At 59.9% G+C, this 15,191-nt stretch carries 14 protein-coding genes; 8 read left to right on the top strand and 6 right to left on the bottom strand.

Annotation, left to right across the window (positions count from 1 at the left end; genetic code table 11):
- Positions 1–50 precede the first annotated feature (50 nt).
- The 3 genes from ACESMW_RS08135 to glpK all read left to right on the top strand — a co-directional run bounded on the left by ACESMW_RS08135 (position 51) and on the right by glpK (position 4,174).
- The gene (locus ACESMW_RS08135) at positions 51–788 is read left to right on the top strand and encodes a response regulator (RefSeq protein WP_372986547.1); all 738 of its coding nucleotides are present in this window, start codon (positions 51–53) and stop codon (positions 786–788) included.
- 69 nt (positions 789–857) lie between these two features.
- Entirely contained in the window at positions 858–2,432 is a 1,575-nt protein-coding gene (locus ACESMW_RS08130; RefSeq protein ID WP_372986546.1) for an ATP-binding protein, read from the top strand.
- A gap of 260 nt (positions 2,433–2,692) precedes the next feature.
- Positions 2,693–4,174: a glycerol kinase GlpK gene (glpK, locus tag ACESMW_RS08125; protein WP_372986545.1), complete on the top strand. Its 1,482-nt coding sequence runs from the start codon at positions 2,693–2,695 to the stop codon at positions 4,172–4,174.
- Positions 4,175–4,180: 6 nt separating this feature from the next.
- Here glpK and ACESMW_RS08120 read toward each other — a convergent pair whose 3' ends face one another.
- On the bottom strand, positions 4,181–5,254 hold the full coding sequence (locus ACESMW_RS08120; protein WP_372986544.1) for an ABC transporter ATP-binding protein: 1,074 nt from the start codon (positions 5,252–5,254) through the stop codon (positions 4,181–4,183).
- Between the two features lie 3 nt (positions 5,255–5,257).
- A complete protein-coding gene (gene argF, locus ACESMW_RS08115; RefSeq protein ID WP_372986543.1) occupies positions 5,258–6,172 on the bottom strand; it encodes an ornithine carbamoyltransferase in 915 nt (304 codons plus the stop codon).
- A 225-nt stretch (positions 6,173–6,397) separates the two neighbouring features.
- Here argF and grxD point away from each other — a divergent pair, with 225 nt between their 5' ends.
- Positions 6,398–6,724, top strand: a complete 327-nt coding sequence (gene grxD, locus ACESMW_RS08110) for a Grx4 family monothiol glutaredoxin (protein WP_113861021.1) — start codon at positions 6,398–6,400, stop codon at positions 6,722–6,724.
- Between the two features lie 15 nt (positions 6,725–6,739).
- Here grxD and ACESMW_RS08105 read toward each other — a convergent pair whose 3' ends face one another.
- From ACESMW_RS08105 to ACESMW_RS08090, 4 genes are all read right to left on the bottom strand, one after another.
- Positions 6,740–7,543 carry a TonB family protein gene (locus tag ACESMW_RS08105; protein WP_372986542.1) on the bottom strand — a complete coding sequence of 268 codons (804 nt, stop codon included), beginning with the start codon at positions 7,541–7,543 and terminating at the stop codon, positions 6,740–6,742.
- A 5-nt stretch (positions 7,544–7,548) separates the two neighbouring features.
- Positions 7,549–9,783, bottom strand: a complete 2,235-nt coding sequence (locus ACESMW_RS08100) for a DUF1631 domain-containing protein (protein ID WP_372986541.1) — start codon at positions 9,781–9,783, stop codon at positions 7,549–7,551.
- Between the two features lie 137 nt (positions 9,784–9,920).
- Positions 9,921–11,210, bottom strand: a complete 1,290-nt coding sequence (locus ACESMW_RS08095) for an HlyC/CorC family transporter (RefSeq protein WP_372986540.1) — start codon at positions 11,208–11,210, stop codon at positions 9,921–9,923.
- An 85-nt stretch (positions 11,211–11,295) separates the two neighbouring features.
- The gene (locus tag ACESMW_RS08090) at positions 11,296–12,102 is read right to left on the bottom strand and encodes an inner membrane protein YpjD (protein WP_372986539.1); all 807 of its coding nucleotides are present in this window, start codon (positions 12,100–12,102) and stop codon (positions 11,296–11,298) included.
- A 181-nt stretch (positions 12,103–12,283) separates the two neighbouring features.
- Here ACESMW_RS08090 and ffh point away from each other — a divergent pair, with 181 nt between their 5' ends.
- The 4 genes from ffh to trmD form a co-directional block, all read left to right on the top strand.
- Positions 12,284–13,669, top strand: coding sequence for a signal recognition particle protein (gene ffh / locus ACESMW_RS08085; protein WP_372986538.1), 1,386 nt, complete (start codon positions 12,284–12,286; stop codon positions 13,667–13,669).
- Positions 13,670–13,832: 163 nt separating this feature from the next.
- The gene (rpsP, locus tag ACESMW_RS08080; RefSeq protein ID WP_343815390.1) at positions 13,833–14,072 is read left to right on the top strand and encodes a 30S ribosomal protein S16; all 240 of its coding nucleotides are present in this window, start codon (positions 13,833–13,835) and stop codon (positions 14,070–14,072) included.
- A gap of 26 nt (positions 14,073–14,098) precedes the next feature.
- A complete protein-coding gene (rimM, locus tag ACESMW_RS08075) occupies positions 14,099–14,626 on the top strand; it encodes a ribosome maturation factor RimM (RefSeq protein WP_372986537.1) in 528 nt (175 codons plus the stop codon).
- A 3-nt stretch (positions 14,627–14,629) separates the two neighbouring features.
- A partial coding sequence (gene trmD, locus ACESMW_RS08070; RefSeq protein WP_372986536.1) for a tRNA (guanosine(37)-N1)-methyltransferase TrmD occupies positions 14,630–15,191 on the top strand: 562 nt, incomplete at its 3' end.

Raw genomic sequence — 15,191 nt, 5'->3', positions numbered from 1 at the left:
TGTATTGTCAGGGGTCGAAAGCACCCGAAACCGGAATAACAAAACCAGAGATGGATGGCGTGGAACAGACGAACGAAAGTTGGCGAATTCTCATTGTTGAGGACGACGAACGGCTCGCTGAGCTGACCCGTGAATATCTGGAAAGCAACGGACTGATCGTGAGCCTGGAGGCAAACGGTTCAGCTGCTGTCGAGCGGATCCGGAGCGAAAAGCCGGATCTGGTTGTTCTGGACCTGATGTTGCCCGGTGAAGACGGTCTGTCGGTTTGTCGCAAGGTGCGTCCGTTCTACAGCGGCCCGATCATCATGCTCACTGCCCGTACCGATGACCTGGACCAGGTTCTCGGGCTGGAGATGGGCGCGGATGACTATATCAGCAAGCCGGTCAAGCCCCGGGTCCTGCTGGCTCGTATCCGTGCCATGCTGAGACGGGTGACCGAGTCCGGTCAGGGTGGTGGTGAAGAGGCTGCCGGTGAGGAGCCCGTTCGACTCCAGTTCAATGATCTGATCGTGGACCGCTCCATGCGCGAAGCCTGGCTCAACGACCAGAGCATTGACCTGACCAGCGCTGAATTCGATCTGCTCTGGTTACTGGCCAGTAACGCCGGTCGCGTGCTGAGTCGAGAAGAAATCTTTACCGCCCTCCGGGGTATTGAATACGATGGTCAGGACCGTTCCATTGATGTACGGGTGTCGCGGATCCGCCCGAAAATCGGCGATGATCCTATCCATCCGCGTCGGATCAAGACCGTTCGCAGCAAAGGCTACCTGTTTGTGAAGGAAGCCTGACGTTCCTGTTGCCGGCTCCGGCTCCCCGGGCAGTAAAGGGGGCGGGGCGGGCCTGCCAGGATTCCTGACATGTCCCTGAAGCTTTTCCTCAAACTGTACGCCCGTCTTGCCGGTGTGGCCGCACTGGTGGTTTTCCTGTGTATTGTCCTGTTCAATGGACTCAATTCGGTCCGGCAGCAGTTCTGGCTGGAACGTTTCCCCGAGCCGCTGATGCGATGGCTGGCCGCGACACCGTCTCCGGAGCAACAGTATCACTGGCTGGCGGCCTGGTATGACCTGAAAGATCTCCCCCCCGAAGAAATGGAATTATCGCCGGTGATCCGCGAGCGCCTGGCATATGGACAGGTCGTGGCGGAAGAAGCTCCGATCGGTTACCGGCTGATGGTCGAGACCCCGGCTGGGACCATCCTGCAGATGCGCTTTGAGGAGCCATACCTCGGTGTTTCCAGGGCCCTGGCCCTGGTTGTGCGCTGGCACCTGGAGTCGGTGAACAGGGCGGGGCGGGAAGACACGGCAGTACGCCTTGCCAGCCACCTGGGAGTGTCCATCGCCTGGTTGGATGAAGCCGGGATGTTGCCCCCTGATCCGGTGTTACAGCAGATCACTGAACGGGATGTGGTGCTGTATGGTCCGGAACACGGAGATCGGCACGACGCCTTGTTGAGACTGAGCGACGGCGCCCTGGTGAACGTCGGGCTGCCCGGGCCGTTCTCGCCCTATGGATGGCCGGTGATCACTCTCCTGGTGTTACTCGTTGGCGGTGTTCTGGCGCTGGCTCTGTGGCTGGCGATCAAGGCTGTGGACAACAATCTGCGACAGGTGGAATCGGTTGCCATCCGGATTGCCCGGGGTGAGATGGGAGCTCGCGTGGATGCAGGCACCGGCACCCTGGTGAGCCGGCTGGCGGCGGCCTTCAATGGCATGGCGGAGCATATCCAACGCCTGGTCCAGGTACAGCGGGAGATGATTCATGCGGTCTCCCATGAGCTGCGCACGCCGGTTGCCCGGATTCGTTTCGGGGTCCAGATGATCGAGGATTGTCAGGACCAGGACATGCTGCAGAAACAGCTGGAGGGGATTGATGGCGACATCCAGGAGCTTGATGAGCTGATTGACGAGATTCTCACCTATGCCCGCCTGGAGCAGGGTGGACCGGTGTTCTCGTTGCGGGAGCACTCGGTCACGGAGGTTGTGCGCCAGGTGGTGTCCGAACAACGGCTGATTCGCCCGAACCTGACCATCGAGAGTGATATAGACGAAGACACGGAGCGATGGTCCCTGTCGGATATCGAACCAAGATACATCCACCGGGCGATACAGAACCTGGTCGGTAATGCCGGGCGTTATGCCAATGGCCGCGTACTGGTTCGTTGCCGGATTGATGAGGACAACTGCCGGGTGGATGTTGAGGATGACGGTCCGGGGGTTCCCGAAGAGGACTGGGAAAAGGTCTTTACCGCGTTTGCCCGGCTCGACGACAGCCGGACGCGGACCTCCGGAGGTTATGGACTGGGTTTGTCCATTGTTCGGCGAATCCTTTATTGGCATGGTGGCCAGGCCTTCGTCAGCCGGAGCGAGGAGCTCGGCGGCGCGCGCTTCAGCCTGGTCTGGCCGAGGCGGAAGCCGGCGGACTCCGTTTTGTGAACCAGGCCTCACTGCCTCACCTGATGTAACAAAGCTGCTACATAACGCCAACTGACGGTTTTTGCCTGGATGCCCATAATTGAAAGTGTAAGGGATGACTTTTGAGGTTGTAGTTCTTACGAACTTTCCTTGTTTCATTCGTCATTTAAGGGCCGGTTTTTCCGGCCCTTTTTTTATGCCCTTCCTCCCGTTTCCGGCTCCCGCGCCTCTCCTTCAATGCTTTCTGCTGTTAGACTTGCGGAAAACAAAGGAGGCTTGCCATGACCCGCTACCTGCTTGCGATTGACCAGGGAACAACCAGTTCGCGCGCGATTGTCTTCGATCCAACGGGCACCATCGTGGGCGTGGCCCAGCAGGAATTCCACCAGTACTTTCCCCGCGACGGCTGGGTCGAGCACGACGCGGTCGAGATCTGGGACAGCACCCTGACAGTTTGCCGGGCAGCCCTGGAAAAGGCCGCGATCAACGCGACAGATGTTGCAGGCATCGGAATCACCAATCAGCGCGAGACCACGGTTATCTGGGAACGGGCGAGCGGTAAGCCCATTCACCACGCCATTGTCTGGCAGGATCGCCGGACCGCTTCCTGGTGCACCAAGCTCAAGGAGGATGGCTTTGAGAATGCGGTGGTCGAGCGGACGGGACTGCTGATTGATCCCTATTTTTCCGCCACCAAGATCTCCTGGATCCTCGATCATGTGGAAGGGGCGCGGGATCGGGCAGAAGCTGGCGAACTGGCCTTCGGGACGGTGGACAGCTGGCTGCTCTGGAACCTGACCGGCGGCCGCTCCCATTACACGGATGCCACCAATGCCTCCCGTACCGCCCTGTTCAATATCCACACCCAGAACTGGGACGACACCCTGCTGGACCTGTTCCGTGTTCCCCGTCAACTGCTGCCCGAGGTGCTGGACTGTGCCGCGGACTTTGGCACAACCGATAGGGAGTGGCTGGGCGCGGAGCTTCAGGTGGCGGGCATTGCCGGCGACCAGCACGCGGCCCTGATCGGCCAGGCCTGTTTCGAGCCCGGTATGGCCAAGAGTACTTATGGCACGGGTTGCTTCCTGATGTTGAATACCGGTGACAGGGCACTGCGGTCCGAGAACCGGTTATTGACCACCATGTCGTACCGGCTCGACGGCCAGCCGACCTACGCGGTGGAGGGCAGTATTTTCGTGGCCGGCGCCGCCATGCAGTGGTTGCGGGACGGTCTTGGTCTGATTCGTCATGCCGGAGAGTCCCTGGCCCACGCCGAGCGCGTGGGTGTGGAGAACGCCGTTTACCTCGTCCCGGCTTTCACCGGGCTGGGTGCTCCCCACTGGGATCCCCACGCCCGCGGGGCGATCATGGGGCTGACCCGCGATACCGGAATCGGGGAGATCGTGACGGCGGGATTGCAGTCCGTGTGCTACCAGACCAAGGATCTGGTGCGGGCCATCCAGAATGACGGCGCCCGCCTGGAATCCCTGCGGGTGGATGGCGGCATGGCGGTGAACGACTGGGTGATGCAGTTCCTGGCGGACATTCTCAATGTCACCGTGGACCGGCCCCGGATTACCGAAACCACCGCACTTGGGGTCGCCTATCTGGCGGGTTTGCAGACCGGGGTCTACGGCAGCCTGGAGGAGATTTCCCGTCTATGGGAGTGCGAGCGACAGTTCCGTTCCGACATGAGGCCGTCTCTGCGGGAGTCCCTCTACGCCGGCTGGCTGGATGCGGTTGACCGGGTGTGTAACCGCTGAGGAGCTTCAGCCTGTGCGTTCGAAGGCAATCAGGTGGTCGGCTTCGACCCGGACGGGCACCTGCTCACCAAGGTGGAAGTCCAGGTGGCTCCGGAACAGGGCTTCGAACTCGGTTTCCTCGGAACAGCGGAAGCGGTAAAGGGTCGAGGTACCGGCAAAGGTCTTTTCCACCACTTTCGGGCGCAGGTCCGATGCTTCGTCGTAGACGATGTCGTCCGGCCGGATCAGCACATCCACCAGGGTTCCCGGTTCCCATTTATAGGCCCGGTTGCCGTGGATGATGCCCAGCTCGGATTCGATGGTGTCCGGCCCGAGGGCCTTGCCTGGTATGAACCCGCCCTGGCCTACGAAACTGGCCACAAACCGGTTCGCCGGCTCATGATACAGGTTGTAGGGAACATCCCACTGGAGTAGCTGGCCGTCTTTCAGTACCGCGACCTGATCACACATGGCAAAGGCTTCCTGCTGATCATGGGTGACCAGGATGGCGCTGATGCCCAGGGTCTTGAGGATCTCGCGTACATCCAGACTCAGGCGCCGGCGCAGGTCCGCATCCAGGTTGGAGAAGGGCTCATCCAGCAGGATCAGGGTTGGCTCGGGCGCCAGTGCCCGCGCCAGTGCCACCCGTTGCTGCTGGCCGCCCGAGAGTTCGTGGGGATAGCTGTCTGCCAGGTCCTGCAGATGCACCACCTCCAGCAGCTCCATGACTTTCTGGTGCCGTTCCGTCTTGCCCATGCCCTTCAGACCAAAACCGACGTTGTCGGCGATGGTCAGGTGGGGAAACAGGGCGTAGTCCTGGAACACCATACCGATCCTGCGCTTCTCCGGTGCCAGGGTGCGACCGGGCAGGCTGATGGTCTGCGATTCCAGACGGATCTCTCCGCTGTTCAGGGGCAGAAAGCCGGCCAGCGCCCGCAGGATGGTGCTCTTGCCGCAGCCACTGGGGCCGAGCAGGCAGCCGATATCGCCATGGCTCAGTGCAAGATTGACGCCCTTGACCACGGAGTCGGCGCCGTAGCCACAGGACAGGTTGTTGACTTCCAGTAACCAGTCCCCGGTGGGGGAAGCGGGCACGCCCATAGATCAGTCCAACCGGTTGAGAATAAGGAACTCGAGCAGGGCCTTCTGGGCATGGAGGCGGTTTTCTGCCTCATCCCAAACCACCGAGCCGGGATGCTCCATCATGTCGACGGAAATCTCCTCGCCGCGATGGGCCGGCAGGCAATGCATGAACAGGGCATCCTTGTCCGCCACGGCCATCAGATCCGGGTTGATCTGGTAGTCCCGGAAGGCCTTTTCCCTGGCTTTCTGCTCGTCTTCCTGGCCCATGGAGGCCCAGACGTCAGTGACCAGCAGGTGGGCGCCGTTGGCGGCCTCGGCCGGATCCCGGACGATGGTGACACGGTCCCCGTGTTCCTTCATCAGGGCTTCGCTGGGCTCATAGCCCTCCGGGCAGGCCACGTTCAGGTGAAAGTCGAAACGGGTGGCTGCGTTGATGTAGGAATGGCACATGTTGTTGCCATCGCCGATCCACGCCACCGTTGCGCCGCGAATGCTGCCGCGGTGCTCGCGATAGGTCTGCATGTCAGCCAGCAGCTGGCACGGATGGAAATCATCGGTAAGGGCATTGATCACCGGCACCCGGGAGGCCGCCGCAAAGCGTTCGACGGTGTCATGGGCGAAGGTGCGGATCATCACCGCGTCGACCATGCTGGAGATGACGATCGCGGAGTCCTCGATGGGTTCGCCGCGCCCAAGCTGGGTGTCCCGGGGAGACAGGAACAGGGCCGAACCACCGAGCTGGGTCATGCCGGCCTCAAACGACACTCGGGTACGGGTCGAGGACTTCTCGAAGATCATGGCCAGCACGCGGTTTTTCAGGGAATCGCGTACCTTGCCCTGCCGCCACTCGTTACGAAGCTTGCTCGCATGGTCCAGAAGCTGCTCCAGCTCGCCGGTGGACATGTCATTCAGTGTCAGAAAATGTCGTGCCGCCATGAAATGGCCCTTACCTCAATGAAACCGCGACTCGCGGGGTTCCTGATGTCTGGTTGATGGAAAGCTGTGCCGGAAAAAACGGGGCATCAAGTCTAGCCCTTCGGGGGAGGGATGACAACGCTGCCTACCCCATCCGGGTGTTTGGTGGCCGGTCCCGGACACGTGTACAATAAGGCCAGCAGATTGCCCGAGGGCGATTCCGTTTTCAATCAGAGGTGAATGTTCATGGACATCAATGAAACCATCAAGAGCCAGCTCGAAGAAAACCCGATCATTCTGTACATGAAGGGCACTCCGCAGGCTCCGCAATGCGGTTTCTCCGCCAAGACCGTGCAGGCGCTGATGGCCTGTGGCGAGCGTTTCGCATTCGTCAACATCCTGGACAACCAGGAATTGCGTGAAGGGCTGAAGGTCTACTCCAGCTGGCCGACCTACCCGCAGCTCTATATCAACGGCGAGCTGGTGGGCGGTTGTGACATCGTTCTGGAGATGTCCGAAAGCGGTGAACTGGCCAAGATGGTCAAGGAAGCGGCCAAGCAAGCCGAGGCCTGATTTCCACCAGGGAACTCAGAGACGCTTCGGGGAGAACACCAGTTCCACCTCGAAGCGGTCCCCGGTTTCACTGTACGCAGGAGGCTCCGGGTAGGGGCTTGCCGCAAGAGCCGCGCGATAAGCGGCGTCATCCACCGTCTGAATCCCCGTCGATTTCACCACTCTGGCCCGGGTCAGGGCTCCATTTCCCATAAGCTGCAGCTCAATTTCCATTCTGGCGGTGTCTGTCAGTTTGGCAACGGCCGGTACCCGAAGTCGTTCCAGTTCCTCGGCCAGGTGTGCCGCGAGCCGGATCAGGTAGGGATCCTGCTGGCTTGGTGACCGGGTGATCCGGGTCAGCTCCGTGTGTTCAGCCTCTTCCTGTATCTCCCCGGGCTCGCCGGCCTGACTCGCGACACTGGCGGGCTTCGAAGGCTCGGCCTGCTGTTCGACTGGTTCGGGTCGGGCCTTGTCGGGCGCCGCCGGGTTGTTCCCCTGTGAAGATTCGGAGACAGTCCGGGGCGACGATGTCGAAGTGACCGGGGCGGGCGCTGTAGGTGTTGTTTCGGCAGGTTCTGGAATTTCGAACCGGGGATTTCGCTCTCCAGGTTGCTCCCGGGCCTGTGTGTTGGCGGGTGCCGCCGGCTGGCTGGATGTGGTCGGGGTAGAGCCGGGAGCCAGCAGCTCAAGCGTCAGGCGGTGATGGTGTTCCCGGGCATCCGGTTGCGGGAACGGGAGCCCGGAAAGGAACAGTGTATGCAGGAGGATTGCGATGGACAACGCCAGGGCTATCCGGTAGCTGTCCGGTAGCCCTTTTGCCGAAGGGTAGGGCACTGACATTGGCGTCAGGCGGTCTTGCTCCGCAGTGAGCCGACAACGGCGTCGAGTGCCCGGTCAATCAGGGCACCCTGTTCCAGCAGGGTGAGCCGCCCGCGACGCATCTCATGGGCCAGTTCCAGGCGGGTCTTCTCGATCACCTTGAGGCCCATGCGGTTCACGAAGACAAACGAATCCGCCTCTTCGATAATGGCCGAGAGCTTGCACCGGAAGCTGGCGCCGTTGACCAGGCGGAATTCCACCCAGTCGCCGATTTCGATGCTGTCGATCTGGGAGACGAATTCGGCGATGGCTGCTTCCTCCAGTTCCTGCTGGCGTTCCACCGCGCTCTTCTGGGTGCCGGAGAGTTCGTCTTCTTCCCCGGTTTCGGCGGCCGCCTCGGGCGATTCCTGCACGGTCTCCGCGACCGCATTGGTGCGAAACGCTTCTGCCAGTTCGTGTTTCAGCTGGGCCATGGTTTCGTCAAGTCGCGACGAGTTGTAGGAAACTTCCTCAAGGCCGGCGCGCAAGGTTTTGAGCAGGCCCGGAACGACCCGGACCCACTGGTCCCTTTCGTCATCCCCGTTATGGGGGTGAAGGCACCAGATCAGGTCGTCGACTACCTTGACCGACTCCTGCCAGCGGTGCTCCACATCGTCCCGCAGGTAAGCGAGGAACATGAAGCGACTCCAGCCATTGATGAGGAGGTCACGGGCGACGTCCGGCAGTCTGTGCCGGGCGAGTTTCTTCCGGAGGATAGTGTCGACGGTCTGTTGTGCCTGCTGGGATTTGATCCGTCCGCGCTCGGACTCCCGGGTACGCTGCTCGACCAGGGACGCCTTGCGGTTCTCCCGTTCGAGGAACTGTTCAAACTCCCGGTTCAGGGTGTCGAACAGGCTTATATCACCGTCAAACTCGTTGAGGATTCTCTGGACCGTCTCGTGGATCTGGTTGTAGAGCTTGTCCTTGGCCTTTTCGTCGCTCTTGCTCCAGCCGATGCCGGCCCGGGCCAGCGAGTTGAGCAGTTTCCTGGCCGGGTGAGAGGCCTGGCTGAAGAACGATTTGTCCCGGATTACCACTTTCAGGATCGGGATCTGCAGGCGGCTGATCAGCACCTGGACCGGTGCCGACAGGTTGTAGTCGTCCAGAATGAATTCGAACAACATCGACACGAGGTTGATGAGATCCTCGTCTACCTCGTTAAGGGCGGGCTTGCGGCCGTCCTTCGATTCTGTCCGGGCCAGCAGTTGCTCGACGATGGCGCGGAGGTCCACGGTCACCGGTTCGCCCTCGCTCAGGTCGCCATCCGGTGAATAGGAGTCGGCAAGCGGTAGAGCGCTCAGAAGGCTGGCCAGCTCGGCGTGGCCCACAACCCGGATCTGGGTGTTGGATGAACGGGAAGGAATGCCTGCGTTAGCCCGCTGCACGGCCAGCATCTGCCGGATCTGCTCGAAAACGGGGCTGGCTTCCTCGCCAGCGGCTGCTCCGCCAGTGCCGGGTTTTTCTGCTGCCGACTGCGAGGCCGTGGTCGATGCCTGGGTACTTTTCTTTTCCGCCTGTTGGCCGGACTTTCCGTGGTACCGGAAATTGGGAATGATGCCCGCCTGGATCAGGATACGGTTGGCCTCGTCCAGGAGCATGCCCAGGTTCGATACCACGTAGCGGTCGAACTGCTTGAGCAGGATGAGCCGTTCCCGGATCTGGATTTCCAGCGCGTGGATGGCCTCGATAAAGGCACCGCAAAGATGTTCCGGGGCCATGGGGTTGACCGGGGCCTCATCGCTGGCGTCGGGATAGACCTGGCTGAAGCGGGCCTGAAGCTGAAGCAGCGGACCCTGGAAGTGGGCTTTGGCCTTGCCGATCATGGCATTGAGGGCAACCTGCTCTTCCAGGTCTTCGTCACCGACCAGTGACAGCGTATCGGCACTGGTGCTGTAGGCCGGGGTTTCCCCCTGGGTCTGGCCGGTGCGAGGGGGATCGGCAAACAATCCGGCGACTGAATTCTGGAACTGGCGCTCCACACCCTTGCGCTTGATACGGATTTCCCGCATCGCCTCGAAGTAGCGATTCTGCTCGTTGTTACTGCGGGCGTTGTTCGCCAGTTCGAACAGGGAGTCGTCGACAGCGTCAAAGGCTCCCTGCAGCAGATCGCCCAGTCCGGCGACCACCGTGTCACGAATACGCGTAACCTCTGCAGGAACCGGTTTGCTGCTGGCTGCTTGCTTGGGGTCGCGGAGGTAATGTATGCCGGACTGCTTATTCATGGCCTTCTCCTGTCTACGCCTTAACCGGATACATGACCGAGCTGGAACTCCATGTGTTCTCGTTGTTGATTAAATTTACCGCAATTTGCCGTACATTAACATGAATAAAAGCCATCCTGAGAGCCTTGTCAAAAAAATCAGCGGCTGCCGAGGTGCAGAGACCGCTTCTTCCGCTTGCGGGGGTGCACTATAGCGGCCTTCACTACGTTGTCCTTGATCTGGAGCACTTCCACCCGGTGACCGTCCACTTTCAGGCACACGTTGGTGTCCGGGATGTTTTCCAGGGTTTCGGTGATCAGGCCATTGAGGGTTTTCGGCCCATCAATTGGCAGTTTCCAGCCCAGGGTCTTGTTGATGGTCCGGACCGCGGTCGTACCATCGATAATAAAGGTGCCGTCGTCCTGGGGAATGATGTCCGGGCTGGTGGCCGCGTAGTCGGTGGTGAACTCCCCGACGATTTCCTCGAGGATGTCTTCCAGCGTCGCCAGCCCGAGCACATCCCCGTATTCATCCACGACGATACCAAACCGGCGCTTGCCTTTCTGGAAGTTGATCAGCTGGGTGTTCAGCGGAGTACTCTCCGGGATGAAGTAGGGCTCCTGGCACAGCTGCATGATCATTGCCTTGTTGACTTCCTCCTGCTGGACCAGCTTGGAGGCGCTGCGCAGGTGCAGAATGCCCTGGATGTTGTTGATGTCGCCCTTGAAGACCGGCAGCCGGGTATGCTGGCTGCTTCTGAGCTGCCGGAGGATGGTGTCGGTGTCATCGTCCAGGTCAACACCGATCACTTCATTCCTGGGTACCATGATGTCGTTCACGGTCACCTTTTCCAGATCAAGGATGCTGACCAGCATATCCTTGTGCTTGGCGGGAATCAGGGCGCCTGCCTCGTTGACGAGGGTTCGGAGCTCTTCCCGGCTGAGGTGTTCGGAGGCGGCGTCCTCCGGGGACACCTTGAGCAGTTTCAGGATCAGCCCGGTAAAGAGGTTGACCGCCCAGACAATGGGGTAGAGTACCTTTAGGAGCGGGCCAAGGATGTAGCTGGCCGGGAAAGCGATCTTCTCGGGGAACAGGGCCGCCAGGGTTTTCGGGGTTACCTCGGCGAAAATCAGGATGACGATGGTCAGCAGCACGGTAGCGATGGCAATGCCCGCGTCACCCCAGATCCGGATCGCGATAACGGTGGCAATGGATGACGCCAGGATATTGACGAAGTTGTTGCCGATGAGGATGATCCCGATCAGCTGGTCAGTGCGCTGGAGCAGTCCCTGGGCCCGCCTGGCACCCTTGTGGCCGGTCTTGGCCATATGCTTCAGGCGGTACCGGTTCAGCGACATCATGCCGGTCTCGGAACTCGAGAAGAAAGCCGACAGGCAGATGAGGGCAACGAGGAGGAAAAACAGCGCGGAAAGCGATGTTTCGTTCAAAGGATAAGGTCCTTATTTTACTGACAAGTTGGGAAAATAGGTTTTGTTCCGGTCAGGTGTCAAGCGGGTGAGTCCGGTTGGCCTTTCAGCCCCCGCGGTGGAACACCAGTTCAAGGACAAATTTGCTGCCATAAAAGGCCAGCATCAGGAGAATGCAGCCGGCCAGGGTCCAGCGGCTGGCGGTCATGCCCCGCCACCCCTGGGTATACCGGCCGATCAGCAGGGCCACGAAGACCAGCAGTGACAGCAGGGAAAACACCGTCTTGTGGGCGAGGTCCTGGGCGAAGAGGTCCTCGATGAACAGGGCGCCGGTGACAATCGCCAGCACCAGCAGGACAACGCCGGCCCAGACCATCTCGAACAGCAGCGACTCCATGGTTTGCAGCGGCGGCAGGTTGCGGACCAGCAGGCTGTTGTAATTGTGCTTGAGCTGGCGGTTCTGGAAATACAGCAGCGTGGCCTGGATGGCGGCCAGCGTGAACAGGCTGTAGGCTGTCACGGATAACGCGATATGGGAGAGCATGCCGTAGCTTTGTTCTGATACCAGTCGGGACGGCGTATGGGTGATCAGAGCCAGAATGATGGTCAGGGCTGCGAGCGGGTACACGCCAAGAAACAGGCTCTGGACTGGTTTTCTCAGATTCAGTCCCAATAAAAGGAAGGCGATCAGCCACGAGATCAGGAGTGAGCTTTTGAAAAAGCTGAGGTCAAAGCCTCCGTCGTAGTAGACCGTCTGGGCAATCAGCAGGCCATGGCTGGTCAGCGCCAGGATCCCGATGAGGGTGGTGATTGCCAGGTTGCTTTGCACCCGTCCACGGAAATGGAGCGCCTGCAGCGCGGTACCAACGCTGTATAAAAAGAGAGAGGTGACCGCGAGAATCAGCGTTCCCATGACTTCCTTATTACTACTCTACTGGCTGGATAAGCGGCTGTTTGTCAGCCGATTTGACCGGGTTGGTCGTTTCAGGGCGATAGTCTGGTTATAATGTCGCGATTATGCAACAGGAATCAAGGAGGCCCGTGTGGCTCTTTGATTCGGTATACATTTTATTTCCGGGGTACGGAAGAGACGCATGTTTGAAAATCTCCAGGACCGGCTTTCCGGCAGTTTGCGCAAGATTACCGGTCAGGCGCGACTGACCGATGACAACATCAAGGATACCCTGCGCGAAGTGCGCATGGCCTTGCTCGAGGCGGACGTTGCTCTCCCAGTGGTCAAGGACTTCGTGGAGGGAGTACGCAAGCGGGCGGTTGGCCAGGAAGTCCAGCGCAGCCTGACGCCGGGTCAGGTGTTCGTCAAGGTTGTCCAGCAGGAGCTCGAACGGGTGATGGGCGAGGGCAACGAGTCCCTCAATCTCTCGGTTCAGCCGCCTGCCGTGATCATGATGGCGGGTTTGCAGGGTGCGGGTAAGACCACCACGGTGGCCAAACTCTCCCGCTTCCTTAAAGAGCGCCAGAAGAAATCGGTGATGGTGGTCAGTGCCGACATCTATCGTCCGGCCGCGATCAAGCAGCTGGAGACCCTGGCCGGCGAAGTGGGGGTCGAGTTCTTCCCGAGCAGCGCCGACCAGGACCCGGTGGATATTGCCGAGGGTGCAATTGGTGCCGCGCGCAAGAAGCATATAGATGTAGTGATTCTCGATACTGCCGGTCGTCTGCACGTCGATGATCAGATGATGGACGAGATCGGTCGCCTGCATCGGGCGGTCAAGCCGGTCGAGACCCTGTTCGTGGTCGACTCCATGACCGGCCAGGACGCGGCCAATACCGCCAAGGCCTTCAACGACGCCCTGCCGCTCACCGGTGTCGTACTGACCAAGACCGATGGCGATGCCCGGGGTGGTGCTGCCCTGTCGGTCCGTCATATCACCGGTAAGCCGATCAAGTTCCTTGGTGTCGGCGAAAAATCCGATGCCCTGGAGCCGTTCTATCCGGATCGGGTAGCTTCCCGGATTCTGGGTATGGGCGATGTGCTGTCTCTTATTGAAGAGGCCGAGCGCAAGCTGGACCAGAAGAAGGCCCAGAAGCTCACCAAGAAGATCAAGAAGGGTAAGGGCTTTGATCTCGAGGATTTCCGGGATCAGCTGCAGCAGATGAAGAACATGGGCGGCATTGGCGGTCTGCTCGACAAGCTTCCGGGCATGGGGCAAATGGCCCAGATGGCCCAGCAGCAGGTCAATGACAAGTCCCTGGGCCAGATGGAAGCCATCATCTGCTCGATGACGCCGAAGGAGCGCCGCTACCCGGATGTCATCAATAACTCCCGCAAGCGTCGTATTGCGGCGGGCTCCGGCACCCAGATCCAGGATGTGAACCGTCTGCTCAAGCAGCACAAGCAGATGTCGAAGATGATGAAAAAGTTTGGCAAGAAAGGCGGAATGGCCAACATGATGCGTGGCATGGGTGGTATGATGCCGCCCGGCGGCGGTGGCGGGATGCCCCCGTTTGGCCGTATGTAAAAAGCCTTATGCCGAAAACGGGGAAACAGCTGGTTTCCCTGTTTTCTTTGGCGCTTTTTTAGCATAGAATAGCGCCCCTTTCGAGTATGGGTCTTCGCGTCAGCCGTCTCCGGCGGGCGTGAATCGTACAAAGTTCGTACAACAGAACAGGATATTGGTCGAAATGGTAATAATCCGTTTGGCTCGTGGCGGCTCCAAGAAGCGCCCGTTCTACCATCTGACAGTCACCGACAGCCGCAAATCCCGCGACGGTCGTTTTATTGAGCGCGTTGGTTTCTTCAACCCGGTCGCACGCGGCCAGGAAGAGCGTCTGCGTGTTGATCGTGATCGTGTCGAATTCTGGCTCGGTCAGGGCGCACAGACCAGCGAGCGCGTTGCCCAGCTGCTGAAGGCTGCTGAGTAAGAAGTACTGAAGCCGGGGTTTATGGCATGACACAGAATTCGCAGGAAACTGTGATCGGCCGGATTACCTCGGTGTTTGGGGTCAAGGGATGGCTAAAGGTCTTTTCCTACACTGACCCCAAGGAAGGAATCCTTAACTACCGGGACTGGACGCTGGTCCTGGACGGTAAGAGGGTTCCGGCCAGGCTTGAGGAGGGTCGCCGCCAGGGGCAGGGGATCGTCGTCAGGCTTAAAGGTATTGATGACCGTGAAGTTGCGCGCACCTACAGTGGCGCAGAAATCCTGGTTCCGACGGCAGAGTTGCCGGAGCTGCCCAGTGGCGAATACTACTGGTTCCAGCTGGAAGGCCTGGAGGTGTTCACGGTTGAGGGGTTGAACCTGGGCAAGGTTCATCACCTTATGGAAACAGGGTCCAACGATGTCCTGGTGGTGCGCGCCACCCGGGACTCGGCAGACCAGCGCGAGCGGCTGATTCCCTATCTGCCGGATCAGGTCGTCCGGGAAGTGGATCTGGCTGGCAACCGGCTGGTTGTTGACTGGGATCCGGAGTTCTGACGGGTGTGGATTGGCGCTGTCAGTCTGTTCCCGGAAATGTTTCGTGCGGTTACGGATTACGGGATAACCGGAAGGGCGGTTCGGGAAGGTCTGCTGACCTTCGAGAGCTGGAACCCCCGGGAATTTACCCATGATCGTCACCGCACGGTAGACGACCGGCCATACGGTGGCGGTCCCGGTATGCTGATGAAAATACAGCCCCTGCGGGATGCCATTCATGCGGCTCGGGAGGCGGCACCTGGTAAAGCCTGTGTGGTTTACCTGTCGCCCCAGGGAGAAACCCTGACTCAGTCTGTTGTTGAATCCCTTGCGGAGGAGCAGCAACTGATTCTGGTTTCGGGGCGCTACGAGGGTGTTGATGAACGCCTGATCTCGACGGAAGTCGATCGGGAAGTGTCACTGGGTGATTTTGTTCTTTCCGGTGGCGAACTGGCGGCCATGGTCGTTGTTGATGCGGTGACACGCCTCATCCCCGGAGCGCTGGGTCATGCGCAGTCGGCAGAGCAGGATTCCTTTGCCGATGGATTGCTGGATTGTCCGCACTACACCCGGCCCGAAGTTTACG

It is taken from the genome of Marinobacter sp. (assembly GCF_041690455.1).
Classification (GTDB): Bacteria; Pseudomonadota; Gammaproteobacteria; order Pseudomonadales; family Oleiphilaceae; genus Marinobacter.
This window is presented reverse-complemented; position numbering and strand designations above follow the sequence as displayed.